This window comes from Streptomyces flavofungini, assembly GCF_014650815.1.
GTDB classification, from domain to species: Bacteria; Actinomycetota; Actinomycetes; order Streptomycetales; family Streptomycetaceae; genus Streptomyces; species Streptomyces flavofungini.
On record NZ_BMVR01000014.1, the window covers coordinates 101,229 to 127,325 of the forward strand.

General features: G+C 71.5%; 18 protein-coding genes, 4 pseudogenes and 1 CRISPR repeat array. Of the genes and pseudogenes, 11 read left to right on the top strand and 11 right to left on the bottom strand.

The window, feature by feature from the left end; genetic code table 11:
• Positions 1–33: 33 nt before the first annotated feature.
• A complete protein-coding gene (locus IE274_RS30680) occupies positions 34–1,146 on the bottom strand; it encodes a FecCD family ABC transporter permease (protein WP_190119191.1) in 1,113 nt (370 codons plus the stop codon).
• A gap of 34 nt (positions 1,147–1,180) precedes the next feature.
• Positions 1,181–2,239, bottom strand: coding sequence for a FecCD family ABC transporter permease (locus tag IE274_RS30685; protein ID WP_190119192.1), 1,059 nt, complete (start codon positions 2,237–2,239; stop codon positions 1,181–1,183).
• A gap of 239 nt (positions 2,240–2,478) precedes the next feature.
• Here IE274_RS30685 and IE274_RS30690 point away from each other — a divergent pair, with 239 nt between their 5' ends.
• Positions 2,479–3,426: a methionyl-tRNA formyltransferase gene (locus IE274_RS30690; protein ID WP_190119193.1), complete on the top strand. Its 948-nt coding sequence runs from the start codon at positions 2,479–2,481 to the stop codon at positions 3,424–3,426.
• Between the two features lie 66 nt (positions 3,427–3,492).
• Here IE274_RS30690 and IE274_RS39725 read toward each other — a convergent pair.
• From IE274_RS39725 to IE274_RS30700, 3 genes and pseudogenes are all read right to left on the bottom strand, one after another.
• Positions 3,493–5,016, bottom strand: a pseudogene (locus IE274_RS39725) (ATP-binding protein); the annotation flags it as partial.
• 189 nt (positions 5,017–5,205) lie between these two features.
• A pseudogene (locus IE274_RS40455) lies at positions 5,206–6,987 on the bottom strand (nSTAND1 domain-containing NTPase); the annotation flags it as partial.
• A 4-nt stretch (positions 6,988–6,991) separates the two neighbouring features.
• Positions 6,992–7,312 (bottom strand): CU044_2847 family protein, encoded by a 321-nt coding sequence (locus IE274_RS30700; RefSeq protein WP_229909915.1) that lies wholly within the window; start codon positions 7,310–7,312, stop codon positions 6,992–6,994.
• A 474-nt stretch (positions 7,313–7,786) separates the two neighbouring features.
• Between IE274_RS30700 and aceB the strand changes: the two are divergent.
• A pseudogene (gene aceB / locus IE274_RS30705) lies at positions 7,787–9,366 on the top strand (malate synthase A); the annotation flags it as partial.
• A 179-nt stretch (positions 9,367–9,545) separates the two neighbouring features.
• Positions 9,546–10,415: a 3-hydroxybutyryl-CoA dehydrogenase gene (locus tag IE274_RS30710; RefSeq protein WP_190119195.1), complete on the top strand. Its 870-nt coding sequence runs from the start codon at positions 9,546–9,548 to the stop codon at positions 10,413–10,415.
• A 94-nt stretch (positions 10,416–10,509) separates the two neighbouring features.
• Here IE274_RS30710 and IE274_RS30715 read toward each other — a convergent pair whose 3' ends face one another.
• The 3 genes and pseudogenes from IE274_RS30715 to IE274_RS30725 form a co-directional block, all read right to left on the bottom strand.
• Positions 10,510–11,805, bottom strand: a complete 1,296-nt coding sequence (locus IE274_RS30715) for an NAD(P)/FAD-dependent oxidoreductase (RefSeq protein WP_190119196.1) — start codon at positions 11,803–11,805, stop codon at positions 10,510–10,512.
• Positions 11,805–12,128 carry a 2Fe-2S iron-sulfur cluster-binding protein gene (locus tag IE274_RS30720; RefSeq protein WP_190119197.1) on the bottom strand — a complete coding sequence of 108 codons (324 nt, stop codon included), beginning with the start codon at positions 12,126–12,128 and terminating at the stop codon, positions 11,805–11,807. Before IE274_RS30720 ends, IE274_RS30715 begins: the two co-directional genes overlap by 1 nt.
• 258 nt (positions 12,129–12,386) lie before the next feature.
• Positions 12,387–13,299 (bottom strand): annotated as a pseudogene (locus IE274_RS30725) (IS5 family transposase).
• 36 nt (positions 13,300–13,335) lie between these two features.
• Here IE274_RS30725 and IE274_RS30730 point away from each other — a divergent pair.
• Positions 13,336–13,965 (top strand): class I SAM-dependent methyltransferase, encoded by a 630-nt coding sequence (locus tag IE274_RS30730; protein ID WP_055702157.1) that lies wholly within the window; start codon positions 13,336–13,338, stop codon positions 13,963–13,965.
• 95 nt (positions 13,966–14,060) lie between these two features.
• On the opposite strand, the gene IE274_RS30735 is transcribed toward IE274_RS30730, so the two are convergent.
• On the bottom strand, positions 14,061–14,990 hold the full coding sequence (locus IE274_RS30735; RefSeq protein WP_190119198.1) for a LysR family transcriptional regulator: 930 nt from the start codon (positions 14,988–14,990) through the stop codon (positions 14,061–14,063).
• 187 nt (positions 14,991–15,177) lie between these two features.
• Between IE274_RS30735 and IE274_RS30740 the strand changes: the two genes are divergently transcribed.
• The 4 genes from IE274_RS30740 (at position 15,178) to cydC (ending at position 21,300) form a co-directional block, all read left to right on the top strand.
• Entirely contained in the window at positions 15,178–16,452 is a 1,275-nt protein-coding gene (locus tag IE274_RS30740; protein ID WP_190119199.1) for a cytochrome ubiquinol oxidase subunit I, read from the top strand.
• 78 nt (positions 16,453–16,530) lie between these two features.
• Positions 16,531–17,547: a cytochrome d ubiquinol oxidase subunit II gene (gene cydB, locus IE274_RS30745; RefSeq protein WP_190119200.1), complete on the top strand. Its 1,017-nt coding sequence runs from the start codon at positions 16,531–16,533 to the stop codon at positions 17,545–17,547.
• A 64-nt stretch (positions 17,548–17,611) separates the two neighbouring features.
• Complete coding sequence (gene cydD, locus IE274_RS30750; protein ID WP_190119201.1) at positions 17,612–19,315, top strand: thiol reductant ABC exporter subunit CydD; 1,704 nt, start codon at positions 17,612–17,614, stop codon at positions 19,313–19,315.
• A 173-nt stretch (positions 19,316–19,488) separates the two neighbouring features.
• Positions 19,489–21,300 (top strand): thiol reductant ABC exporter subunit CydC, encoded by a 1,812-nt coding sequence (gene cydC, locus IE274_RS30755; RefSeq protein ID WP_190119202.1) that lies wholly within the window; start codon positions 19,489–19,491, stop codon positions 21,298–21,300.
• 269 nt (positions 21,301–21,569) lie between these two features.
• Positions 21,570–22,147: direct repeats of the CRISPR family, unit length 29 nt; unit sequence GGGACCACCCCCGCACGCGCGGGGACCAC.
• A 273-nt stretch (positions 22,148–22,420) separates the two neighbouring features.
• Here the strand turns inward: cydC and IE274_RS30760 are convergent.
• A complete protein-coding gene (locus tag IE274_RS30760; protein WP_190119203.1) occupies positions 22,421–23,671 on the bottom strand; it encodes a helix-turn-helix domain-containing protein in 1,251 nt (416 codons plus the stop codon).
• A gap of 150 nt (positions 23,672–23,821) precedes the next feature.
• On the opposite strand from IE274_RS30760, the gene IE274_RS30765 reads away from it, so the two are divergent.
• Both IE274_RS30765 and IE274_RS30770 read left to right on the top strand, forming a co-directional pair.
• Positions 23,822–24,337: a hypothetical protein gene (locus tag IE274_RS30765; protein WP_229909916.1), complete on the top strand. Its 516-nt coding sequence runs from the start codon at positions 23,822–23,824 to the stop codon at positions 24,335–24,337.
• Positions 24,334–24,513, top strand: a complete 180-nt coding sequence (locus IE274_RS30770; protein ID WP_190119204.1) for a hypothetical protein — start codon at positions 24,334–24,336, stop codon at positions 24,511–24,513. Before IE274_RS30765 ends, IE274_RS30770 begins: the two co-directional genes overlap by 4 nt.
• 178 nt (positions 24,514–24,691) lie before the next feature.
• On the opposite strand, the gene IE274_RS30775 is transcribed toward IE274_RS30770, so the two are convergent.
• Positions 24,692–25,063, bottom strand: coding sequence for a winged helix-turn-helix transcriptional regulator (locus tag IE274_RS30775; protein WP_190119205.1), 372 nt, complete (start codon positions 25,061–25,063; stop codon positions 24,692–24,694).
• A 111-nt stretch (positions 25,064–25,174) separates the two neighbouring features.
• Between IE274_RS30775 and IE274_RS30780 the strand changes: the two genes are divergently transcribed.
• Complete coding sequence (locus tag IE274_RS30780) at positions 25,175–26,014, top strand: SDR family oxidoreductase (protein WP_190119206.1); 840 nt, start codon at positions 25,175–25,177, stop codon at positions 26,012–26,014.
• Positions 26,015–26,097 lie beyond the last annotated feature (83 nt).

Below are 26,097 nucleotides of genomic sequence, written 5' to 3' on the forward strand. Positions count from 1 at the left end.
CATTTATTTAGGTTTGCCTCACCTTTGTACCAGTTATTTGAGGTTGGCCCGCACCAGCAGATAGACGAGGAAAGGGCCGCCGATCGCGGCGGTGACCACACCGACCGGGAGGGTGATCGGCAGGGCCGTCCGCGCCACCAGGTCCGAGCCGATGAGCAGCAGCGCCCCCGTCATGCCGGAGGCCACCAACGGCGGTGTGGGGCAGCGCGCCAGACGCATCGCCACCTGCGGCGCCACCAGCGCGACGAACGGGACAGGACCCGCGGCGCTCACCGCCACCGCGGCCAGGAGCACCGCGCACAGCAGCAGCACCGCGCGCACCATGGAGTAGCGGACGCCCAGGCCGGCGGCGACCTCGTCGCCGAAGTGCAGGGGCTTGAACTGGAAGGCGACACAGGACACGACGGCCAAGAGGGCGAGCGAGCACCAGAGCGCGATCCAGACCTCGTCCCACGACCGGTTCTCCAGCGAGCCGACCAACCACGCCTGGGCGCGGGCCACGTCCTTGATGTCGGCCTTGACGAGCAGCCAGGTGGTGATGGCCTCCATCATGGCGCTCACGGAGATGCCGATGAGGATGAGCCGGAAGCCGTCGATCCCCCGCCGCCACGCCAGGAAGTACACGAGCAGGCCGGTGCAGAGTCCGCCCGCGAGCGCCGCCACGGACAGGCCCACGGAGCTGACGACCGCCGCGGTGGCCCCGCCCGACACGGTCACCAGGGACACCGCGACGACGCTGGCGCCGCCGGTGATCCCCAGGATGTCCGGGCTGGCCAGCGGGTTGCGGGCGATGGACTGGGTGAGCGCGCCGGACACCCCGAGCGCGATGCCCACGACCAGCCCGGCGAGGGCGCGCGGCATCCGCAGGTCCATGATCACGAACTCGTCGACCTGCTCGCCCCGGCCGAAGAGGGTGGCGATCACCTGGGACAGGCCGATGGGGAAGTCGCCGATGCTGATGGAGAGGCAGAACACCAGGAAGGTGGCCGCCGTCAGGACCAGCGTGACGAGCGCGAGCCACGGCCGCCATACGAACGAGACACTGCCGAGCCGCACGCCCGGCGCCACCGCTGCCTTCACCGCTGTCCCGCTCCCCCGCTCGTGGGCTGTTCGCCGCTTCAGACCGCTCCGCCCTGTCCCGTTCATACGCCGGTGAACTCTCCGCGTCGCTTCGTCCCGTTCATGCGCTCTTGAACTTTCCGCGCCAGACCAGGACGGCGAAGAACGGGGCACCGAGGAGCGCGACGACGACCCCCACGTCCAGCTCGCCCGGCCGCGTCACCAAGCGCCCCACGATGTCGCAGAGCAACAGGACCACGGCGCCGAGCAGTCCCGCGTACGGCACCAGCCAGCGGTAGTCGGGGCCGGTCAGGTACCGGGCCACATGGGCCACCATCAGGCCGAGGAAGGCGATGGGGCCGCACGCCGCCGTGGCCGCGCCCGCGAGCAGGGTGATGGCGGTGATGCCGATGGTGCGGCTCAGCGCGATGTTCACGCCGAGTCCGCGCGCCACGTCGTCGCCGAGGTTGAGCAGGTTGAGGGCGGGCAGCGTGATCAGCGCGAGGACGAGGCCGAGGGCGATGAACCCGGTGATCGGCCAGATGACGTCGAAGCCGACCGCGGCCACGGAGCCCGCGTTCCAGAACCGCAGGGCGTTGGAGGACTCGCGGTCCGACAGCGCGACCGCCGTGGTCATGGCCGCGAGGAACACGGTGATCCCCTGCCCGGCCAGGGCGAGCGTCAACGGGTTGCCCGCCCCCCGGCCGATGCTGGAGAGCCCGAACACGACGACACCGGCGACCGCCGCGCCGAGAAAGCCGAACCAGACGTACTGGAACGGGCTGGTGAACCCGAACACGGCGATCACCGACACCACGGCGAACGAGGCGCCGGCGTTCACGCCGAGCAGGCCCGTGTCGGCGATGGGGTTGCGGGTGTATCCCTGGATGAGCGCTCCGCCGACGCCCAGGGCGAGGCCCGCGACGATCGCGAGGGTCGTCCGGGGCACCCGCACGGTCTCGACGATGAGCCGGATCTCGGTGAGCCGCCGGTCGGACTCCGGCTCGGCGAACAGCCCGTGCCACACCTCGCCGGGGGTCAACGCGCGGGCACCGACGGCCAGCGACAGGGCCGCCATGATCACGAGGAGCAGGACCAGCATGCCCAGGCCCAGAACCCGCCGCCGACGGGCCGGTGTTGTCCCGCCCGGCGCGGGGCGCTCAACTGCAGTCGTGCTCATGTCGAAGTACGTTATCCCTTTGATCCACTAGGGACGCAGGCACCCTGCGGGCACGCTGGCGAACGGCGCGTGATGGAGTTTAGGTGAGCCTAAGCTGAATGCGCGCACGTGTCGACAGGGCAAATCGGATGACTCGGCACCGCGCCCCCGCCAACGGGGGTTGTGCGGGCGCACATTGAAAACTAAGGTAAGCCTTGCTTTACTGGCGCAGGTCATTCCCTGTCCTGAGGAGGAACCCCATGCGGGTCGTCATGTTCGGCTATCAGACCTGGGGGCACCGCACGCTCCAGGCGCTTCTCGATTCCGAGCACGACGTGGCGCTGGTCGTGACGCATCCCAAGAGCGAGCACGCCTACGAGAAGATCTGGAGCGACTCGGTCGCCGACCTCGCCGAGGAGCACGGCATCCCCGTCCTCCTGCGCAACCGCCCCGACGACGAGGAGCTGTTCGAGCGCCTCAAGGACGCCGCCCCGGACATCATCGTCGCCAACAACTGGCGCACCTGGATCCCGCCGCGCATCTTCGGCCTGCCCCGCCACGGCACCCTGAACATCCACGACTCGCTGCTGCCGAAGTACGCCGGGTTCTCCCCGCTGATCTGGGCGCTGATCAACGGCGAGCCCGAGGTGGGCGTCACCGCGCACATGATGAACGACGAGCTGGACGCCGGTGACGTCGTCCGCCAGGAGGCGGTCCCGGTCGGCCCGACGGACACCGCCACCGACCTCTTCCACAAGACGGTCGACCTCATCGCCCCCGTCACCGTCGGCGCCCTCGACCTGATCGCCGCGGGGCAGACGGAGTTCACCAAGCAGGACCGGTCCCAGGCGAGCTTCTTCCACAAGCGTTCGCTGGAGGACAGCCGCATCGACTGGACCTGGCCCGCGGCGGACCTGGAGCGTCTGGTCCGCGCCCAGTCCGAGCCGTACCCGAGCGCGTACACCTTCCACAAGGGCAAGCGCCTGGAGATCCTCGCGGCGGTCGTCTCCGAGGGCCGGTACGGCGGCACGCCGGGCCGCATCTTCTACCGCGAGGGCGAGGGCGTGGCGATCGTCGCCGGCGCCGACGCCCGCACCGGCCGCAACCACGGCCTGGCCATCACACGTGTACGCACCGAGGACGGCCGGGAGTTGGCGGCGACGGACTACTTCACGTCGATGGGCGGGTACCTGACCACGCGCCCCTGAGGCGCCGCCCGTTCGTGGCCGGTGGGTGCGGCGGTTCCGCAGCACCGGCCACGGCGGCCTGCCGGATCAGCTCCCCTGGGCGCCTTGGCTTCCCTTGGGTGTACGCGCCCAGCGCCCCACCAGGGCCAGCAGGTGCTCGACGTCCACCGGCTTGGTCACATAGTCCGAGGCACCGGCCGCGATGGCCTTCTCCCGGTCGCCCTTCATCGCCTTGGCGGTGAGCGCGATGACGGGCAGCCGTGCGTGCTGCGGCAGCTGCCGGATCACCGACATGGTGGCGTAGCCGTCCATTTCCGGAATCATGATCTCCATGAGGACGACCGCGACGTCCGGGTGCCGGTCGAGGACGTCGACGCACTCCTGGCCGTTCTCGGCGTACAGCACCGAGAGGCCGTGCCGTTCCAGGCTCACGGTCAGCGCGAAGACGGTACGGATGTCGTCGTCGACGATCAGCACCTTCTCGCCGTGGAACTCGGGCTCCGCGTCGGAGTCGGCCGCCATGCGGACCACCGTGATGTCCTGGCGCGGCGCGGGGAGCTGGCTGGTGACCTCCACCGGCGCCTCGGGCAGCGCGAGACGGTAGCGCGAGTCGCCTCCCGGCGCCCCGTCCAGGTACGTGTGCAGGGGCAGGTACAGAGTGAAGGTCGAGCCGCGCCCCGGCTCGCTCACCGCGTGGATCTCTCCGCCCAGCAACCGCGCCATCTCCCGGCTGATCGACAGCCCGAGACCCGTGCCGCCGTACCTGCGGCTCGTCGTGCCGTCGGCCTGCTTGAACGCCTCGAAGATCACCCGCATCTTGCTCGCCGCGATCCCGATGCCGGTGTCGATCACCGAGAAGGCGATCAGGTCGGCGTCCACGGTGTGCAGCGAACCGGATTCGAGGAGCTGCTCCCGGATCGCGTCGGGCACATCGGCGGTGCCGGGCCGGATGACCAGCTTGACCTCACCGGTGTCGGTGAATTTCACCGCGTTGGCCAGGAGGTTCCGCAGCACCTGCAGCACCCGGCTCTCGTCGGTGCGCAGCGTCGGCGGCAGCTCCCGGGAGACCTCCACGGAGAAGCGGAGCTTCTTGTCGGAGGCGTACGGGCCGAAGTTGGCCTCCACGTAGTCGGCGAGCTGGGCCAGCGGGATCAGGGTGGGGCTGACGTCCATCTGGCCCGCCTCGACGTTCGACAGGTCGAGGATGTCGTTGATCAGCTGGAGCAGGTCCGAGCCCGCACCGTGGATCGTCTCGGCGAACTCCACCTGCTTGGGCGTGAGGTTCGCGTCGGCGTTGTCGGCGAGCAGCTTGGCGAGGATCAGCATCGAGTTGAGCGGAGAACGCAACTCGTACGACATGTTGCCCAGGAACTCCGACTTGTAGCGCATCGAGAGCGCCAGTTGCTCGGCGCGCTCCTCGAGGACCTGCCGGGCCTCTTCGATCTCGACGTTCTGCGACTCGATGGCGCGGTTCTGCTGCGCGAGCAGTTCGGCCTTGTGCTCCAGTTCGGTGTTGGACTCCTGCAGCGCCAGCCGTGAGGTCTCCAACTCGGCGGAGCGCTGCTGGAGTTGCGCGGTCAGCTCCTGCGAGGCGCTGAGCATCTGCTCGGTCCGCTGCTGCGCCGTGATCTCCTCACGGCTGCGCTCGATGAGGGCGAAGACCGCTTCGGGGATGTCCGCGGCACGCTCCCCCAGCCAGCGGTCCGCCTCCGCGAGGCGGGCCGCGGACAGCACATCGGCCTCCGTGGCGCGCTCCTCGACCACGGCGAGCCACTGCTGGAAGTCGGCGTCCTCCTCCACCCAGGTGGCGAGCCTGGCCCACTCCCGGATGAGCGCCTCATGGGCGATCTCCGCGGTGTCGGGTCCGCCGGTGCCGAGGACCACGAGGCGCTGCTCGGGGTCGGCGAGGAGCTGCGCGATGTACCAGTCCTTGGCGAGGTGCGTGCGGTGGGCGGTGACGCGGACGGCGCTGGTGGCGCCACCCCGGGCGCGGACCATGGACAGCAGGACCCGGCGGATGCGGGGTTCGCCCAGTTGCTGCGCGAGGAGGCGGTAGACCTTCTCCGCGTGCTGGTTGAGGGCGCCGGATACGCCGCCGAGCCCCTGATAGCTGTCGAAGCTGAGCCGCCTGTCGTGCTGGAGGGACCACAGTTCGGTCAGCGTGAACTCCAGGAGCGGGAGGCTGCCCGCGGCCTTGCTGGCCTCGGCGGCGATGGCCTCGGCGAGGCCGGGGGTGAAGGTCACGCCCGCCACCTCGGCCGGTTCGACGATCACGCGGATGAGGGCCGCCTCGTCCAGCGGGGACACGTTCAACTGCCGGTCCTGGAGGCGCGGTCCGATGTCCGGGAGTTCGAGCAGGTCCGGCAGGAAGTCCGCCCGCAGGGTCGCCACGAGCCGAACGCCGGGATCCTGGGCGACGTCCGCGGGAGGCAGCAACCGCTGCAGGAATTCCAGCTGTTCGGCGCGGTCGGCGCTGCCGCTCAGGACCTCCTCGAACTGGTCGGCGATCAGCGCGAGACGGCGGCCCGTGAGCACGCGCAGCTTTGAGGCGACCGCCCAGAACCCTTCCTCCCTGAGGGCGCGGGTGCGGTGTTCCAGCTCTTCGAGGCTGTGCGTCCGCTGCGGGTGCTCCAGCTCCAGGAGGGCACGGGCAACGGCGTCGAAGGGCGACATCCCCGGGCGGAACGAGGCGATCGCCCAGCCCTCCGACGCCAGTTCGGGCTGGAGTCCGGCCGCCACCAGCGACGACTTCCCCACCCCCGACGGGCCCGTGACCATCACCAGGGGCTGGGCCTTCACCATGAGCCGGAGCCGCTCGACTTCGCGTTCCCGGCCGACGAACACACCCGCGAGCGCGTCCTCGGCGCTGAACGCCTGCAGTCCCCGGTAGGGGCACGGGGGCAGCACGCTCCGCCCGAGGGCGTCGGGCCAGGCGGCCGAGACCTCCGACAGCGGTACGGCGTACGCGTCGGGGGCGGCGCCCTCGCGGCTCGCCACGGCGAGCATGCCGACGACCGCGTCCCCCCAGCGGTCCCTGACGATGACGGGTGACCCGCTGTAGCCCGGCTGCGCCCGCAGCGCGGACTCGCTGGCCGCGTCGAGCTGGATGAGCCCGCCGCCGACCGCGCCCCGCAGCACGCACGTGCTCCAGGCTCCATTGGCCTTGCGCGGCGGATTCCCCGGGTAGCCGAAGGCCTTCACCTGGGCGTCGCCGACCAGGCCCGTGCGGGCGTCGATGAGCCGGGCGGCCCCCGCGCTCACCGGCAGGGTGTCCCCGCCGACCAGCGCGAGCCCGGCGACGTCCCGGCCCAGGCGGCCGACGCCGGGCGGCGGGTCCCAGGAGCTGATCCGGCAGTGCCGCAGGGGCCCGCCCTCCGCGTCGCCGAGCAGCACGAACTCCACCTGGATCCGGGCGTCGCCCGGCGGCCGCTCCGCACATGCCTTGTCCCGCCCCAGCGCCACATTGACGACATGGGCGCACGTCACGATCTCCTTGTCACCGACGACGAAGCCGACGCCGAGGGGCGCCCCCGTCGCCGCCGCACGGATCTTGACGACGAATCCCTCGCGCTGTGCTCCCATGAAGTCAGGGGCGGTTCCACGTCAGCCGGACGGTGAAGTTCACTTCTGCGGTGCCCTTGGCGATGATCACCCCGGTCTCACCGCCCATCTTCAGGCCGAACTCCAGCTCCGCCGCGTCCGGACCGAGCTCACGCATGGTGTCGGCTACCCGCGAGAGCGTCGGCCTGACCTGGTCAAGCGCCTCTTCCAGCGACACCCGGGTCCGGGCCAGCACGCCGTCCCCGGCGGCCAGTTCGAGGTCCGTGGCGTTCGCGTCGACGTCGACCTCGAACACGGCGGCCCCCTCATGGCCGTCACCGAGCCTCATCGTCAACTGCTGTGGCACAGCTCGTCCTCCCGCTCAGGGCCGCACACCCCACTGGCGGCCGCCGACGCCATCCATCCTGGGTGAACGCGCCCTGCCCCGTAGGCATATTCGGGGGATCGGGGAACATTCACGGCGCGCTCGGCGGGTGCGGGCGCCCGGCACCGGTCGCCGTCCGGGAATCGGCCTGCGCCGCGCTCTTCGCAACGTTGGCAATCGGCCGACCGAAGATTCGCAGGACTTGACAGCTGTCCAGCATTGATGGCACTCCGTGCCAGTGCCAGGGTCTCAGTGTGACCCGCCGGACGCTCTGCCAAGGGGGGAGCGGCGCCGACCGTCGGGCCGGTGGGGGCTGGTCGCGCCGTTCCCCGTGCCCCCGACCGGGTTCGTCCCTCACTCAGACCCCGCGCCCGCAACGGACCCTCTCAGCCCCGCTCCCGTCAGTCATGCCCCTGCTGCCGTCAGTCATGCCCCTGCTCCCGTCAGGAGGACCCGATGTCCACCACCGCACGCACGCACCGCGTCCACGTCCTCGCCCCGCCGGGGCACCGCCACGACGAGATCCTCACGCCCGCCGCCCTGGACTTCGTCGGGCGGCTCGCCGCGGCCTTCGGCGGGCGGCGCAAGGAACTGCTCAAGGAGCGGCGGCGCCAGGCGTTGCGGCTCGCGTCGGGGTCCCCACTGGACTTCCCCGTGGCCACCTCCCCCGTGCGGGCCGACCCGACGTGGCGCGTGGCCCCGCCCGCGCCGGGCCTGGTCGACCGCCGGGTGGAGATCACCGGCCCGCCCGAGCGCGCCGCGTGGCCGTCGACGCGCTCAGCTCCGGGGCGCGGGTCTGGATGGCCGACTTCGAGGATGCCACCGCCCCCACCTGGAAGAACATCGTCGGCGGCCAGCTCACGCTGCTCGACGCCAGCGAGCGGCGCCTCGACTTCACCACGGACGAGGGCAAGGAGTACCGGCTCGGCGACCCCGACCGGCTCGCCACGATCATGGTCCGGCCGCGCGGCTGGCATCTGGACGAGGAGCACCTGGAGTTCGACGGGGAGCCCGTGCCCGCGTCGCTCGTGGACTTCGGCCTGTACTTCTTCCACTGCGCGCGGCGCCAGCTCGACGCCGGGCACGGCCCGTACTTCCACCTGCCCAAGCTGGAGAACCGGTACGAGGCGCGGCTGTGGAACGACATCTTCGCCGTCGCCCAGGACCTGCTCGGCATCCCCCGGAGCACCGTGCGCGCCACCGTCCTCATCGAGACCGTGACCGCGGCCGTGGAGATGGAGGAGATCCTCCACGAGCTGCGCGAGCACAGCTCCGGTCTCAACGCCGGGCGCTGGGACTATCTGTTCAGCCTGATCAAGACCTTCGGTCACCGCACGGACTTCCTGCTGCCCGACCGGGCGAAGGTGACGATGACCGCGCCTTTCCTGCGCGCGTACACCGAGCTCCTCGTGCGCACCTGCCACCGGCGCGGCGCCCACGCCATCGGCGGCATGTCCGCGCAGGTGCCGGACCAGGGCCGGGCGGCCGACGAAGCCGCGCTGGCCACGGTCCGCCTGGACAAGGAGCGGGAGGCCGAGGACGGCTTCGACGGCTCCTGGGTCGCCCACCCGGGCCTGGTGCCCGTGTGCCGGGAGGCGTTCGACGCCGTCCTCGACGACCGGCCGCACCAGCTCGACCGTACGCGGGACGACGTGGAGGTGACCGCGGCCGACCTGCTGTCCACGCGCCGCGTCGGCGGCCCGCCCACGCCCGACGGGGTGCGCACGAACATCGCGGTGGCCGTCCGGTACTTCGCGGCCTGGCTGCGGGGGCAGGGTGCCGTCGCCCTGGACGGCCTGATGGAGGACGCGGCGACCGCCGAGATCGCGCGGGTGCAGATCTGGCAGTGGCTGCGGCACCGGGTGCTCGACCGCGACACGGTGCTGCGGCAGCTCGACGACGAGATCGAGTCGCTCGGCGCCGCGTATCCGTGGGCGGACGTCGAGGCGGTGCGTGCGCTCTTCGAACGGACCACGCTGGACGTCGAGTTGCCGCAGTTCTTCACACCGGAGGCCTACTCTCGGCACCTCGTCCGGCTCGCCGACGCGCCGCCCGGAGAGGGGTCCGGGTTCGTGGACGAGGCACCGTCCGCGGTCGCCGGGGCGCGGTCGGGCAACGCCGAGGCGCGGACGACGGACGCCGAGGCGCGGACCACGGTCACCGGAGCCCGGGCCACGGACGCGGGGGCGCGGCTCCAGCACGCCGGGGCGCGGTCATGAGCGGGGGCATCCGGCGCGTCGGTGTGGTCGGCGGCGGGCAGATGGGGGCGGGCATCGCCGAGGTGTGTGCGCGGGCCGGGCTGGACACGGTGGTGTGCGAGGTCGACGCGGTGGCCTCGCGGGCGGCGCGGGACCGGGTGACGTCGTCGTTCGAGCGGGCGGTGGGGCGCGGCAAGCTGGAGGCGGGCGCGGCGCGGGACGCCCTTGCGCGGATGGCCTTCACCGGCAGTCTGGACGACCTGGCCGACCGGCAGTTGGTCGTCGAGGCCGTCGTGGAGAACGCGGCCGCGAAGACCGAGGTCTTCACCACCCTCGACAAGATCGTCGAGGATCCCGGGGCGATCCTGGCCACCAACACCTCCTCCCTTCCCGTCATGCGCCTGGGCATGACGACCGGCCGCGCGGACCGGGTCGTGGGTCTGCACTTCTTCAACCCCGTCCCCGTACTGCCGCTGGTGGAGGTCGTGACGTCCCTGCACACGTCCGCCGAGACGGTCGCGGCGGTCGAGGACTTCGCGACCCGCGCCCTGCGCAAGACGGTGATCCGCTCCCAGGACCGGGCCGGTTTCGTCGTCAACGCCCTCCTCGTTCCTTATCTGTTGGCGGCGATCCGGATGGCGGAGTCCGGCTTCGCCTCGCCCGCCGACATCGACGCGGGCATGGAGCTGGGCTGCGCGCATCCCATGGGCCCGCTCAAGCTCGCGGACCTGATCGGCCTGGACACCGTCGCCTCGATCGCGGAGTCCCTGTACGACGAGTTCAAGGAGCCGCTGTACGCCCCTCCCCCGCTGCTCCAGCGCATGGTGGAAGCCGGATTGCTCGGCCGCAAGGCGGGCCGCGGCTTCCACACGTACGACCAGGGCTGAGGGGCCCGGGAGCGGGCGGCCCGGGCTGAGGGGCCCGGGCCGCCCGACATCTCTAAGGCACCGCTCGGAATCTCCACGACACCGCTCGGTGTCTCTACGACATCGCTCGGCCCACTGCTGCCGCAGTTCCTCCTCCGAGGCTCGCGAGGTGGCCCTTGAGGCTGAACCCCGGTGCGGCCACGTCCCCCGGTCTCACCTGGCCGCCGTTGTCGAGCAGTCGGCGGGCCGCGAGGTGGTCGCCGGTCCGGTTCACGGACTCGACCGCCCGCAGATCCTCCCCGCGGAAGAGGAGCACCGAGAACGCGTCGGGGTCGTCGCCGAGGACCATCTCCGTGTCGTGCCCGTCGTCATGTCCCGCGATCTGCACGGTCGTTGAGTACTGATCGCTCCAGAACCAGGGCAGTTCGTCGTAGTGGGCACGGGGCGCCCCGGTCAGCCGTTCGGCGACGAGCCGGGCGTGGCCGACGGCGTTCTGCACGGATTCGAGCCGCAGTCGCTTCCCGGACCGCACCTGCGGGAACGCCGCGCAGTCACCGATGGCGGAGATGTGCGGATCACCAGTCAGCAGGCGGGCGTCGACAGTGATGCCGTCGCCGACGGGAAGTCCCGCCGCGGCGGCCAGTTCCGTGCGCGGGGCGACACCGACGCCGATCAGGACCAGGTCGGCGGGCAGGCGAAGGCCGTCGGCCAGCTCCACGGCCGCCACGCCGCCGTGCCGGTCGCCGTGCAACGCCACGACACGCTGACCGAAAAGCAACTGCGCGCCCTCCCTTCGATGCAGGCGAGTGACATGCTCGGCGGTCCGCACCGAGACGGCCCGTGCGAGCGGCCGCTCGAGGGCTTCGACGACGGTCACCGCACAGCCCGACTCCCTTGCCACCGCGGCGAATTCGAGCCCGATGAACCCGGCCCCGACCACCACCGCGCACCGGGCGGCGGCGAGCGAGGCGCGCAGCGCGGCGGCATCCCGCGCGGTACGCAGGGTGTGGACGCCGCGCAGCTCGGCACCCGGCACGTCGAGGGTGCGCGGGCGGGCCCCGGTGGCCAGGACGAGATGCCCGTAGTCGTACGTCGAGCCGTCGCCGAGGCGGACCGTGCGGGCGGCCGGGTCGATCCGGGTCACGGTGCCGCCGACCAGGTCGATCGACTGGCGTACGTAGTACGTGGCGGGCCGCAGCCAGAGCTCCTCCTCGCCCTTGGCGTGCCCGTCGCTCTTGAGGTACGCCTTGGACAGCGGCGGGCGTTCGTAGGGGAGGGCGTCCTCGGCGCTGATGAGGGTGACGCGGCCCCGGTAGCCGTGGTCGCGCAGGGACGCCGCTGTCTGGTAGCCGCCCTGCCCGGCGCCCACGATGACGACGGACGCGGGCTGCGCGTCCGTTTCGGCCGTCATCACTTCTGCCGTTCGGGGAGGTGGACGATCAGGCCGTCCAGGGCTTCGGTCACCGTGAGCTGGCAGCTCAGGCGGCTGCCCGGGCGGCGCGGGCAGGCGGTGAAGTCGAGCAGGTCGTCCTCGTCGGGCCGCGCCGGCTCCAGCCGGTCGAGGGTGGTGTCGTCCACGTAGACGTGGCAGGTGGCGCACTGCGCGTTGCCCGCGCACTGGGCGACGATGCCGTCGACGTCGTTGAAGACGGCGCCGCGCATGACGCTCGTACCGGAGGGGACGTCGACGGTACGCGCGGTGCCGTCGACGGCGACGTAGGTGATTTTGGGCATGACGGAACTCCTCGGTGGCGTCCGGCGGCGCGCGAGGGCGCACGGCGGCACGGATGCCGGTCACGTGAGAAAGGGATGCGGAATGCGGTACGTGTGGATGATGCTGCCGTTGGCCGGTGGGGGACGCGTCACCCCTGCCGACTCGCCATCGCCCACTGACCGTTGGGACACGCGACGTCCTGGGTCAGGGCTGTGGCAGCGGGCTGGACAGTACCAGAGGAGTTCGCGGAGGGTCCACCGCGCCCGCGACGGGGCGGGCTAGAGCCTGTCTGACAAATGATCACCTGGCCGTTTCGCGGAGCCAGAGAATCAGGGAGGCTAGGACGACTCCCGCGCGGTAGCGGTCCGCGAGCTTGTCGAACCTGGTTGCGATCGCACGGAACTGCTTGAGGCGAGCGAAGCATCGTTCGACCACGTTGCGGTCGCTATAGATCTCCCTGCCAAAGGCGGGTGGCCGGCCACCGAAGCGCCCCCTGCGTCGACGGTTGGCCACCTGGTCGCGGCGCTCGGGGATCGTGGCGGCGATGCCCCGACGCCTCAGCAGATGACGGATGGCCCTGCTGGAGTAGGCCTTGTCACCCAGCACACGGTCCGGTGTCGTGCGCGGGCGGCCCGTGCCGACGCGCGGGGTGCGGACCCCGTCGAGGACATCGGCGAACGCGGTGGCGTCGTTGACGTTTCCGGGTGTGAGCACGATCGACAGCGGCAGTCCCCGGCCGTCGACGGCGAGATGGACCTTGGTGGTCAGCCCGCCCCGGGACCGACCGAGTGCCTGATGCGCCTGCGAGCGGCCCGGATCTTCCAGTTCGTCCCTGTCTGCGTCCCCCTTTTACGGGCGCCCGCGGCGTGCTGGTGGGCCCGGTTGATCGTGGAGTCAACGGCGACGATCCACTCCACCCGGCCCCCCGCGTCATCATGGACCTGGACATGCTCCAGCAGCTTCGCCCACGTGCCATCGGCCTCCCAGCGGGCGAACCCGCTCGTAGACGGTCTGCCACGGCCCATACCGCTCGGGCAGGTCGCGCCAAGGAGCCCCGGTCCGTAGCCGCCACAGCACGCCGTGGACCACCTGCCGGTGATCACGCCACGGACGGCCCCGTCCGTCCACCTGGGGCAAAAGGGGCTCTATCCGCCCCCATGCCGCATCCGTCAACTCACCTCGACCTGTCACAAGATCAATTATCAGACCGGCTATAGAGTCCTGCCCGTGGTGAATCATCAGGACGAGACCAGGACGGCCTACGACGGAGTCGTCGAGCTGTACGCATCGCTGTTCGCAAACCGGCTGGAGACACAGCCTTTCTCCCGGACCATGATCGGCACCTTCGCCGAACTGGTGCGCGCGACGGGCAACCCGCGGGCAGCGGACGTCGGGTGCGGTCCCGGACATCTGACAGCCATGCTGCACGAACTGGGCCTGGACGCCTTCGGACTCGACCTCGCCCCCGGCATGATCGACCACGCCCGGCAGGCCCATCCGGCGCTGCGCTTCCAGGAGGCGCGGATGGAATCCCTGCCGATCGAGGACGCCGCGCTCGGCGGCGTACTGGCCCACTACTCGATGATCCACACCCCTCCGGGAGAACTGCCGGAGCTGCTCGCCGAGCAGGCACGCGTCCTGGCGCCGGATGGCCTGCTCCTGGTCTCCTTCTTCGGGACCGACGAACAAGAACCGGTCCGCTTCGACCACAAGGTGGCACCTGCCTACAGCTGGCCGGCGGATCGCCTCGCCGAACTGCTGGCCGACGCCGGGCTCGTTCCCTTCGCCCGGTTGCTCCACGATCCAGCCTCCGAAAGGGGCTTCCTCGACGCCCATCTGCTGGCCCGCCGTTCGTAGGCCCTGCCCGGTAATCCCCGCCGGACGGTCGGCGCACCTCCCGATTGCCAACTCAGCCGAACCTCGCTGATTGGACGGGAATTGTCAGACAGGCTCTAGGACGGCTGCCGCCTGCGTCCGCGGCGCGGGTCGGGCAGGCGGTGCGTCATGAACGGCCTGCTGGTGATGAACTCGCGGAACTTCAGGGCTGCTTCGGACAGGTACGTGTCGCGGTTCCGCACCAGGGTGAGCACCCGGTGGCAGTCGGGCACAGCCAGGTGCACCCAGGCGACCGGGACGACCGTCTCCGTACCGGCCTGGCGGGAGATCGCCGGGATGAGGCCGATGCCGAGACCCGCGCTGATCATGTCCTGGCTGGCGCCCGGCTCGTCGCCCTCGCAGGACAGCACCGGCGTGAGCCCTTCGGACGCGAACAGCCGGTCGAGGAGGGCGCGTTGCCAGTGGCCGACGCGCGTGGTGACGAACGGCTCGTCGGCGATCTCGGGGATCGTCACGCTCTCCCGCCCGTCGAGCCAGTGCCCGCGCGGCACCGCGAGCAGCACCTCCTCGCGGGCCAGCTCGACCGACTCCAGGTCGGCGCCGGTCAGCGGCTGTGAGGCCACGCAGAAGTCGACCTCCCCGGCGCGCAGCTGGCGGTCCATCTCGTCCGCGGTCGACTGGAAGAGCCGCACGTCGGCGCGGGGGTGCGTGGCCCGGAAGCTGCCCAGGACATGCGTGATCGTCAGCAAGGTCTCGGAGGCGACGCTGACCCGGCCGAGCCCCGTGTCCCGGGCGTCCCGCAGGGCCCTGCGGCCGTCGTCGAGCTCGCTCAGGGCGCGGTCGACGTGGCGCAGGAATATCGCCCCGTACTGGTTGAGCCGGATGCGGCGGCCCTGCCGGTCGAAGAGCGGCGAGCCGAGGTCCGCCTCCAGGCGCGCGATGGTGCGGCTCAGCGAGGGCTGGGCGACGCGCAGTTCCTCGGCGGCGCGGCTGATGTGCTCGTAGCGCGCGACGACCTGGAAGTAGCGCAACTGCAGAAGATCCACGGTCCACCTTCCTTTATGCCTCTGCGGTCATCTTTACATGGCGAAACCGGTCTTGGAATGCATAAGAGATTCTCCCTACGGTCACTCGTGAGGTCACCGCACGGGTGACGGGCAACGGCGCCCGGCACCCGCACACGCGAAGCGGGGCCCCGGTCCCGTCCCCTCTCGCCCCCAGGAAGGTCGCATCATGAGCGCTGCGGAGCTGGCCCGACTCCAGTTCGCGGCCACCACCGGCATCCACTGGCTGTTCGTGATCCTCACCATGGGGCTCGTCCCCCTCGTGGCGATCATGCACACCCGGGCCGCGTTCACCCGTGATCCCGCCAAGAGAGCCGTCCGGGAGCGCATGACGCGCTTCTGGGGCCAGCTCTACGTCATCAACTACGCGGTCGGCATCGTCACCGGCCTCGTCATGGAGTTCCAGTTCGGCCTCAGCTGGAGCGGCCTCAGCAAGTTCGCGGGCAACGTCTTCGGCGCCCCGCTGGCCCTGGAGACCCTCATCGCCTTCTTCGCCGAGTCCACCTTCCTCGGCATGTGGATCTTCGGCTGGGGCCGCCTGCGCAAGGGCGTGCACGTCACGCTGATCTGGCTGGTCGCCCTCACCGCGTACGCCTCCGGGTACTGGATCCTCATCGCCAACGGCTTCATGCAGCACCCCGTCGGCTACGAAGTGCGGGACGGCGCCGCCTACTTGACCGACTTCAGCGCGCTGCTCACCAACTCGAGCGCCCTGGTCGCACTCGGCCACATCGCGCTCGCCGCGCTGACGACGGGCGGGGTCTTCGTCGCCGGGGTCAGCGCCTACCACTTCCTGCGCCGCACCCAGGAGACCGAGCTGTTCCGCGGCTCGCTGCGCCTGGGGCTCTGGGTGGCCATGGTCTCGTCCTTCTTCGTCGTCATCGTCGGCGAGCTGCAGCGGCCCGTGATCGAGCGGACGCAGCCCATGAAGGACGCGGTCCTGGAGAACAGCGGTGTAGCCGAGGTGCAGGCGCAGCTCGTCAGGGAGCACGGGCCCGGCGACTACGTGCCCTGGCAGGACACGATGCGGATCTCGATGGACGTGATGACGATCATCGGCAACACCGTGTCCACGATCACGTTCATCGCCGTCATCCTGCTCTGGAGGAACCGCCTGATGCGCTGGCGTCCCGTCCTGTGGGTGCTGGTCGCGACGGTCCCGTTCCCCTTCATCGCCTCCGCGGGCGGCTGGGTCGTCCGCGAGGTCGGCCGCCAACCCTGGCTCGTGTACGGCGAGTTGACGGTCGACGACGCGCTCTCCCACGTCAGCACGGCCTCACTGGCCGTGTCCTGCACCGTGTTCATCGCCGTCTTCCTCGCGTTGGCCGTGACGAACTGGACCCTCATCACGCAATTCGCCCGCCGGGGCCCGGACGCCACCCAGCTCGGCGTGACCGAGCCGCTCCCCGCCGAGGCCGAACCCGTGACCGTCGCCGTGATCTGACGCTCCCCCGCCCAGCACCTCCCTGCCCTTGTGCCCTTTTGCCTTTTGCCTTTTGCCTTTTGAAGAGAGTTGAGCGAGATGAGTCTGGAGACCGCCTGGCTGGCCCTCCTCGGCCTGCTTCTCGCCGGGTACTTCGTACTCGGCGGATACGACTACGGCGTACAGCTGCTGCACCCCTGGCTCGGCGAGAGAACAGGGCGAGAGGCCGACCGGAACGCCGCGCTCGACGCCATCGCCCCGTTCTTCCTCGGCAACGAGGTCTGGCTGGTCGCCTTCGCCGGGGTCCTGTTCGGCGCCTTCCCGCACCTGGAGGGCACCCTCCTGTCCGGCCTGTACCCGCTGATCGTGGCGATCCTGGTCGGCCTGGTCCTCGGCAACGCCGCGATCCAACTGCGCCGCCGCTCGCGCACCGCCCGTGGGCGCCGCCGCTGGGACGCCCTGATCGTGTTCGGCGGCGCGCTCCCCGCCGTGTGCTGGGGGCTCGTTGTGGGCCTGCTGCTGCACGGGGTGCCGCGCCGGGCCGACGGGAGTTTCCATGTCGGGTTCGGCGATGTGTTCTCGCCGTTCGTGCTGGCCTGCGGCGCGACGACGACACTGCTGTTCGCGGCACACGGGGCGGCCTTCGTCGCCCTGCGCTCTGCCCCGGAACTCGCTGCCCGAGCACGACACTCGGGGCTCGCGCTGCTGCGGGCAGTCGGCCTGGTGGGCGCCCTGCCCCTGCTGCTCACGCTCTTCGGCGCCGGTGCCTCCATGACGAACAAGGCGACCTCGGCGGTCATCACCGCCCTCTTCGCGGCGGCGCTCGGCGGCGCCTGGTGGTCCCTCTCCGGCGGGCATCACGTCCGGGCGTTCACGGCCACCTGCTGCGCGACCGCGCTGCCCGTGCTGCTCGTGGGGCTCGGCCACTACCCGTACCTCCTGATCAGCGAGGCCGGCCACGGACTGACGGTCGATCACGCCGTCACGGACGACGCCACCTTGAAGATCCTGAGTGCGTTCGGGGTCCTGGTGGTCCCGGTGATCCTCGCGTACCAGGCGTGGAGCTGGTGGGCGTTCCGGGGGCGGACGGGTCTCCGCCACCCCGGCTACTTCTGAGACCTGAGCCCTGACGCAGAACCACCACCAGCGGCCCGAGCTGGATGAGGAGAGGCACCCCAGGATGAAGCCCGTCGAACGCCGACTGATGCGGGAACTCCCGCTGCTGCGCCGTCACTTGACGTACTCCACGACACTGTCCGTCGTCGGCGCCGGGCTCGTCGTGGCCCAGGCGGTCCTCCTCGCGACGGTCCTCGCGGACGGCTTCGCCGGGCGCCCCCTCCGCGTCGGACCGCTGGCCGCGCTGGGAGCCGTGATGGCGCTCCGCGCGCTCCTGACCTGGGCCCGTGGGGTACTCGCGCAGCGCGCCGCCGCCGACGTCAAGCGCACACTGCGAGACCGGATCACCGACCGACTGCGGCACACCGGCGCCCTCCGGCTCGCGGCCAGCCGCCACGGTGAGACGGCCACGCTACTCACCCGTGGCCTCGACGCCCTGGACCCGTACGTCGTCGGCTATCTGCCCACGATGGCCGCCACCGCCGTCGTACCCCTCACGGTCGTCGGCTGGCTCGCGTGGACCGACTGGACGTCGGCACTGATCGTCGTCGTGACGCTGCCGCTGATCCCCGTGTTCGGCGCGTTGGTCGGGATGCACACCGCGCGGCGCACCGCACGGCAGTGGGGGTTGCTGGCGCGGCTCGGCGGCCACTTCCTGGACGTGGTGGCCGGGCTGCCGACGCTGCGCGCGTTCGGCCGGGAGCGGCACCAGGCCCGGGTGGTGGGCGAGATGGCGGACGCCCACCGGCGGGCCACGATGCGGACGCTGCGGGTGGCGTTCCTGTCGTCGTTCGTCCTGGAGACGGTGGCCACTCTCTCCGTGGCCCTGGTGGCTGTGCCAGTCGGACTGCGGCTGCTGCACGGGGAGGTGGATCTGCGTACGGCCTTGGTCGTCCTGTTCCTCGCCCCCGAGGCGTATCTGCCGCTGCGCGCCCTGGGCGCGGCCTTCCACGACAGCGCCGAGGGCATCGCGGTCGCCGAGCGAGTCTTCGCCGTCCTCGGCGACGAGGCCGACGCGCCTGCGGAGCGCACCGACCACGCTCCGGCCCCCGACGCCCGCACCGCCCACCTGCGCCTCGACGGCGTCACCGTCCACTACCCCGACCGCGCCACGCCCGCTCTCCGCCACGCCTCCCTCTCCGTCCACCCCGGCGAACACGTGGCCCTGGTCGGCCCGAGCGGCGCGGGCAAGTCCACGTTGCTCGCGCTGCTCCTCGGCTTCGTGGCGCCCGCGTCGGGCCGGGTCGAGGTCGGCGACACCGGCCTCGGGGACCTGGACATCGACGCGTGGCGCGCGCAGGTGGCATGGGTGCCGCAGCGACCGCACCTGTTCGCGGCGTCCGTCGCGGACAACATCCGGCTCGGACGCCCGGACGCGAGCGACGCCGAGGTGCGGGCCGCGGCCCGCGCCGCCTCGGCCGACGGGTTCATCGAGGAACTGGCCGAGGCGTACGACACCGTGCTCGGCGAGCACGGCACCGGGCTCTCCGCCGGTCAGCGCCAACGCGTCGCCCTGGCCCGCGCGTTCCTCAAGGACGCCCCCGTCCTGCTCCTCGACGAGCCGACCGCCCACCTCGACCCGGAGAGCGAGGCCGCCGTCACGCGCGCCACGGTCGACCTGATGCGCGGGCGCACCGCGATCGTGGTCGCCCACCGTACGAGCCTGCTGCCGCACGCCGACCGGATCGTCACGGTACGAGCGGGCAGCCTCGCCCCGACCCGGCCGGCGCCCGCGCCCGCCCTCACGGACGGCTTGGTGGGCTCATGAGGAGGCAGGGGGCGCGGGCTCAGGACGACGACTCCGCCCCGCTGGACGAGTACGACGCCGCCTCGACAGCGCGCCCACCCACCGACTCCGTCATGGCGGTACGGGTACGCGGGCGACGCCCTCGCACTCGCGCTGCTCCCGCAACCCCCGCCCGTGGAAAGACCGATGGCCCCATGACCACCCACACCCAGACCGCCACCCACGCCTCGCACACCACGAGCGCCTCCCGCGCAAACGCCGCCGCCCCCACTAAGGCCGCCGCGCCCAGCCACACCCACAGCGCCGCTCACACCACGAACTCCGCCCCCACCCGCCTGCACACACCCCACCCCACCCTCCGCCTCCTGCGTCACCTCCTCCCGTACTGGCGCAGACTCCTGCCCGCCGCGCTCGCCTCGGCCGGAAGCGACCTCGCCGCCGCCGCGCTGATGGCCACCGCGGCCTGGCTCATCACCCGGGCCGCCGAGCAACCGCCGCTGGCCTCGGTCAGCCTCGCGATCGTCGCCGTACGGGCGCTGGCCCTGGGACGCGGGGCGCTGCGCTACGCCGACCGGCTGCTCGGTCACGACGGCGTACTGCGGGCCGTCGCCGGCTTCCGCACCCGGGTGTACGAAGCGCTGGTGCCGCTCGCCCCCGCGGGCACCCCCGCCTTTCGCAGCGGCGACCTCCTGACCCGCCTGGTCGACGACGTAGACGCCGCCCAGAACCTGCTCCTGCGGGTGCTCATCCCGACCGCCGCCGCATGCGCGGTCGCGGCGACAGCTACCGGCCTCGCCACGGCACTGCTGCCTAAAACGAGCGTTCTACTCGGACTTCTCCTGGTCGTCGCGGGAGTCCTCGTACCGGCACTGGTGCTGACGCTGTCCCACCACGCGGGCCGCGCGGAGAAGCAGAGCCGCGCCGAACTCGCCGTGCTCACCGTGGACTTGACGCAGGGCGCGGCGGACCTCGCCGCGTACGGCGCCCGGGGCCGCGTGGACGAACGGGCCCGCAGCGTCTCCGCACGGATCGCCGCCCTGGAGCGCCGCAAAGCACTGACCACCGCACTCGCCTCGGCCGTCGTACTGCTGCTCCAGGGCGGGGCGACGGTCGGCGTGACCTGGCTCGCGGTGCGCGCGCACGCGGACGGCGCGCTGCCCGCCACGCACCTCACCGTCCTGGCGGTCCTCGCTCTGGTCTCCTTCGAGGCCCTGACGCCACTGCCCGCCGCCGCCCGCCAGCTGGCCGAAGTGCAGTCCTCCGCCCGCCGGTTGGCCGACGTGCTCGACGCCCCACCACCCGTAGCCGACCCGCCCGCCCCGACCCCGCTCCCCGCCACCGGGCCGCTCGGCGTGGACATCACCGACCTGCGCGTGCGCCACCGCCCCGACGGACCCCCGGCCCTGGACGGGGTGAGCCTGCGCGTACCGCCCGGCCGCCGGGTTGTACTCCTCGGCGCCAGCGGTTCCGGCAAGTCGACGCTGATCGCGGCACTGATGCGGTTCGTCCCGTACGAAGCGGGATCGATCCGCGTCGGCGGACGCGAGCTGAGCGACTGCGCGGGGGCCGACGCCCGCGCCGTGATCACCGGCATGGCCCAGGACGCGCACGTCTTCCACACGACGATCCGCGCCAACCTGGCCCTGGCCCGCCCCGACGCCACGGAAGCCGACCTCCTCGACGCGGCCCGCAGGGCCCGGCTCCTGGACTGGATCGCGTCCCTGCCCAACGGCTGGGACACCCTCGTCGGCGGCGACGGCGCCACCATGTCGGGCGGCCAGCGCACCCGCCTCCTCCTGGCCCGCGCCCTGCTGGCCGACCCACCCGTCCTGGTCCTGGACGAACCCACCGAGGGCCTCGACCCGCACACCGCAGCCGCCGTACTCACCGACATCCTCGACGCGACCCGGGGCCGCACCACACTCTTGGTGACCCACGCCCACTCGGGCCTCACAGCCGCAGACGAGACCGTGACACTCGACCGGGGCCGGGTCGTGCCCAACTGACGCCCGGCGGCCACCAGCGGGGCCGCACGGCGACGACAGGTCGGCTCAGCCACAAGGACCGCAACGGCTTCCCAGGGCCTACCCGGGCGAGGCCATCCCGAACTGGGGGATCCACAACGTCGCCACCGGCATCCTGCACGAGCGTTCGTGGCACTGACTGAAGATCCGCACCCTGGACCCGCCAAGTCCCGGCTCACCCAACCCTTCACGGGGCGGCCGTCACTGTCTGATCGTTCACGAGGCCGCATCGAACGCAGAGCAACCTCGCAGGGCGCCACCCCGCACGCGCGGGGACCACACCAATCCGTTCCTGGTGCTGGGCATGGTCGCGGGACCACCCCCGCACGCGCGGGGACCACGAACCGTCCGTCGTTCTCCCGACCGCCAGCCAGGGACCACCCCCGCACGCGCGGGGACCACCCGCCCGGGTCAGTGATGTCCTTCAGCCACCAGGGACCACCCCCGCACGCGCGGGGACCACGTGGTGTTGTCCCCGGTGGTGACCAGGCTGCCGGGACCACCCCCGCACGCGCGGGGACCACGTCTTTACTCCGTCCCGATGGTCTACTAGTTCGGGACCACCCCCGCACGCGCGGGGACCACTATCCGGTGTGCGAAAGTCGGCAGCGGATCGCGGGACCACCCCCGCACGCGCGGGGACCACTCGCGGGCGGTGCCCCAGACGGTGAAGGTGCCGGGACCACCCCCGCACGCGCGGGGACCACTCTCCGGCGATCTGGCTGAAGTTCTTGCCGAAGGGACCACCCCCGCACGCGCGGGGACCACGGCGCCGAACGTTCCGGCTACGGCGTTCCAGAGGGACCACCCCCGCACGCGCGGGGACCACAGGCCGCGACCTGGGACGTTACCCGGCCGCTAGCCAGTTTCCCCTCACTTCTTTAGATACCGGCATTCCGGACAGGTAACCACTAAGCGCGCGAACTCCCGCAAGGGCTTAGCCAGCGGCGCCTGCATGCAAGCGTGTGGCGCTGCGCCCTCACGCCCACCGTAGGCCCACAACAACCCTGGTGCCCCACGGAGTTGCTTACGGCGCCCTGGGGCTCATCGGCCATGCCCTCATAGACCCCCTCGCGCACGTCCAAGAGAAGGCCACGCATCACTACCGCAGCAAGTGCCCGTAGTTGGACAGCACGTGCTGGACCTCGGGCACCGCCGCGTGCTCCTGCAGCCGTGCCAGAACTACCCGGGCACGTTTGGTGGTTCGGTCCGAGGACAGATCGCAGGACAGGGCGATGACACGCTGCGCCTCGGCCGCTGCCTGCTCGGGTTCGTTGGCGTCAGCCAGGGCGACCGCGAGCCACGACCTGTAGAGCGCCAACTCTCGGCCGTGCGTGGTGTCGTAGCGGTCCAGGACATGGGTCAGCAGAGGTACCGCGCGCAGCGGCCGGTGCAGTTCGGTGAACACCCGGGCGTCCATGATTTCGAGTTCCTCGCGCGAAACCCAGTACGCCCACGCCGGAGTCTCCGCGTTCGTCTCCGCGCCGAAGGCCTCGTGCGCCTGACCGAGGGCCCGCATCGCTGCCTGTGCGTGCTGGGGCGTACCGATGCGGGTGTGCGCCCACGCCACGCGATCGCAGAACAAAGCACGTGCCGCTGGCGGCGCCGCATCCCCGGCCTCGTGCAGCGCAGCCTCAGCCAGGCCCAGACCGTCCTGCTCTCGCCCATTGTTCGACCATTGGTAGGCCAGCGAACCGGCGAGGTTGCCGACAAGGGGCATGTCGCCAGCCTGCCGTGCCGTGTCCAGGCCGATTCGATAGGCTCGCTCGGCGTCGCCCAGGCGACCGGCGTCAGCTGCGATCCACCCCGCGATCTGCCCTAGCTCACCGATCTGCACGAGGAGCCCGCGACCGGTGTCCTCGGTGAACGACGACTCCCGGTACAAGGCCAACGCGGATCCAAGTTCACGGAAGGCCGGGTTGATCAAGTCACCCCCGGCAAGAACGTCGTCGGCGAGCCGCAGCGCGTGCACCCGGCTGGCCAGTCCAGCGACTTCCTCGGCGCCGATCCTCCGTCCGGTCACATCGGTCGGCCGCAGCGGATCGCCCTCCGGCAGCAGAGCGGACAGAGACGCTGAGGGCCCGGGGAGGCTCGCCCACACATCACCACGCGCGTAAGCCGCAGCCCGTTCCATCTCTCGCACCGGCACGCCGAGCAACTGCGCGAGCCAGGGCAACCACACGTCGGGAACGCGCTTGCCCCGCTCCCACCGGGATACCTCGGTACGGGTGACGGACTGCGTGCCGGACACGTCGCACAGCAGCGCGGCCAGCTGACGCTGAGACTTCCCCGCGGCCCGTCGCAGCCCAGCCAGGTACACGCCCAGATGCCGTCTACGCTCGTCTGAATCCACCTGTGGCCCCCCTTCCGCCGACAGTGTGGCCCCCTCCTGGCCCCTCGTGTGGCTCCTTCCCTACCGCATCACCCGCGATTGCATGAAAGGCGAGAGGACCCCGGCGACCGCGCGAACGCCCCGGGGCGAGGCCGACTACGAGGAGTCGACATGGGTGAGGCTACGGCGCCCGAGCCAGGCCGGAAATGCAGCGCACTGGAGCACGCCCCGGACCGCGGAGCCATCGCCCGCTGGCTCGCGCAGGCTCACCCCGTCCCCCGCCAGGCCGAGGCCGAGTGGGCCAACCACGGCGTCGCGCTCCTCCCGCTGGGCGCCCGCTTCGACGCGATCCGCGTACCGGCGAGGCGCGTCCATGCCGCCGTCGGCAGCGACGAGCCCGACACAGTGGGCGCGGCACTGCGCGATTGGCTGCACGGCCCTGTCGTCCGCGACGTCCGGACCGGCAGCGGCCTCTACTACGTCCTCATCGCCCCCGACGCGACATGGGACGGACCGGAGAACCGCCTGGGCCAAGGCATCCACCTGGCGGTCCCCCGACCCGGCCGACAAGTCTCGCCAGTCACCTACTGGGCCGTCGAACCACAACGCCGCGGAAGCCTCTGCGACCCCGCCCACCTGACCGCACTGCTCTCCACCGCCGAAACACTGAAGGCCACCGAGTCATGACCACCACCGACCACGCCACCTCACGCGCGGACGAGCTGTACCGCATCCACCTCCGCCACCTCGACGCCTGCCCGGCGTGCGGCAGGGGCGACGGGTGCGGCCAGGGCGCCCGTCTGCGCCGTGCGGTGCGCGCGGCCCGCCTCGCCGCCGACCGGAGGACCCCGCCGTGGAGGTGACCGAGGCCGTGCGTGCCTTCCTCGTGCCCACCGCGAGCGCCCTCACCAGCGAGCAGCGCTCGGGGAACGTGTTCAGGGTCCAGGGCTGGCGGGTCCGGGGCTGGCGGGTCCAGCGGACGGGGCCGGGCGCCGGCCCAGCGCGTCGTAGATCGACACCGGACGCTACCCAGCCACCCCGCTACCCCGCACTGGGTGGCGGCAGCCTCCGCGTGACCCGGTCGAACAGCTCCGTCAGCGGCTCGCCGATCTCCCGGCCGAACTCGGTGAGGCCGTACGTGACCTGAGGTGGCGTCGTCGGTTCGACCTCCCGCCAGACCAGGTCGTCCTTGACCAGTGCGCGCAGGGTCTGGGCCAGCATCTTCTCGCTGATGCCCTGGATGCTCTCGCGCAGCTCGTAGAAGCGGAGGTTCTTGCTCCGCAAAGAGATCAGCACCCAGACGCCCCACCTGCTGGTCACGTGGTCGACCACGCTCCGGGCCGGGCAGTCGGTGTGAAACACCTCATACCGCCGGTCCGGCTCGGTCGGTGTGAGCTGTGCGCCTTCCGTCATGTGAGGAGCTTACGTCGAGGTACGTCCTTACCAATAGTTAGCCCAACTCCTAGCTTCAGGAGCGCAGAAGAGATCGAACGACGACGTTGAGCATGGAGCTAGGAGCTGTTCATGATTGTGGTTACTGGGGCTACCGGGAACATCGGCCGGCCGTTGACGCGGGCGCTCGCCGAGGCGGGCGAGCAGGTGACGGCGTTGTCGCGGCACGCGGCAGCCGTGCCGGACGGTGTCCGCCACGTGACGGCCGACCTGGCCGAACCGGCCAGCCTGGAGCCCGCGTTGGCCGGGGCCAAGGCCCTGTTCCTGCTGCTGTCGGGCGACTTGCACGCCGCCGGGGCCACCCCGGCCGACGTCATACGCCAGGCCGTGGACAGCGGGGTCCGCCGGATCGTCCTGCTCTCCTCGCTGGGCGTGGCGACCAGGCCCTTCGGCCCGACGCGGATCGCGCTGCGCGCGGTGGAGGACGTACTGCGGGAGTCCGGCGCGGACTGGGCCATCGTGCGGCCGGGCGGCTTCGCGTCCAACGCGCTGTGGTGGGCCGAGTCCGTCCGCACGCAGCGGGTCGTGGCCGCGCCGTTCGGCGACGTCGGAGTGCCGATCATCGACCCTGCGGACATCGCCGAGGTCTCGGCGGCCTGCCTGCTGGACGACCGGCACAACGGCGGTGTGTACGAACTGACAGGACCGGAGGTCATCACGCCGCGCGGGCAGACGGAGGCCATCGCTGCCGCGCTGGGCTCGCCGGTGCGGTTCCACGAGCTCACCCGCGACGAGGCCAAGGCGGGCATGGCCCGGAGCATGCCGGCGGAACTCGCCGAGGACACCCTGGCCATACTCGGCTCCCCGAACCCGGCCGAGCTGCGCGTCAGCCCGGACGTGCAGCAGGTCCTGGGCCGCGCCCCGCGCCCCTTCGCCGACTGGGCTGCCCGTAACGTCGCCGCGTTCCGCTAGGACGCGTGCACGGGCGGGGTCCCCGACGGCTGCCCCGCCCGTGCCGACGGCCCCCTCAGCTCCGGGCGTTCGTACGCATCGGC

Bases quoted from the DNA above. Each gene is read 5' to 3' on its own strand.
- IE274_RS30780 (WP_190119206.1), top strand. From the start codon at position 25,175: ATGATTGTGGTTACTGGGGCTACCGGGAACATCGGCCGGCCGTTGACG.
- IE274_RS30690 (WP_190119193.1), top strand. From the start codon at position 2,479: ATGCGGGTCGTCATGTTCGGCTATCAGACCTGGGGGCACCGCACGCTC.
- IE274_RS30685 (WP_190119192.1), bottom strand. From the start codon at position 2,239: ATGAGCACGACTGCAGTTGAGCGCCCCGCGCCGGGCGGGACAACACCG.
- cydC (WP_190119202.1), top strand. From the start codon at position 19,489: ATGACCACCCACACCCAGACCGCCACCCACGCCTCGCACACCACGAGC.
- IE274_RS30710 (WP_190119195.1), top strand. From the start codon at position 9,546: ATGAGCGGGGGCATCCGGCGCGTCGGTGTGGTCGGCGGCGGGCAGATG.
- IE274_RS30770 (WP_190119204.1), top strand. From the start codon at position 24,334: ATGACCACCACCGACCACGCCACCTCACGCGCGGACGAGCTGTACCGC.
- IE274_RS30765 (WP_229909916.1), top strand. From the start codon at position 23,822: ATGGGTGAGGCTACGGCGCCCGAGCCAGGCCGGAAATGCAGCGCACTG.
- cydD (WP_190119201.1), top strand. From the start codon at position 17,612: ATGAAGCCCGTCGAACGCCGACTGATGCGGGAACTCCCGCTGCTGCGC.
- IE274_RS30740 (WP_190119199.1), top strand. From the start codon at position 15,178: ATGAGCGCTGCGGAGCTGGCCCGACTCCAGTTCGCGGCCACCACCGGC.
- IE274_RS30680 (WP_190119191.1), bottom strand. From the start codon at position 1,146: ATGAACGGGACAGGGCGGAGCGGTCTGAAGCGGCGAACAGCCCACGAG.
- cydB (WP_190119200.1), top strand. From the start codon at position 16,531: ATGAGTCTGGAGACCGCCTGGCTGGCCCTCCTCGGCCTGCTTCTCGCC.
- IE274_RS30720 (WP_190119197.1), bottom strand. From the start codon at position 12,128: ATGCCCAAAATCACCTACGTCGCCGTCGACGGCACCGCGCGTACCGTC.
- IE274_RS30775 (WP_190119205.1), bottom strand. From the start codon at position 25,063: ATGACGGAAGGCGCACAGCTCACACCGACCGAGCCGGACCGGCGGTAT.
- IE274_RS30715 (WP_190119196.1), bottom strand. From the start codon at position 11,805: ATGACGGCCGAAACGGACGCGCAGCCCGCGTCCGTCGTCATCGTGGGC.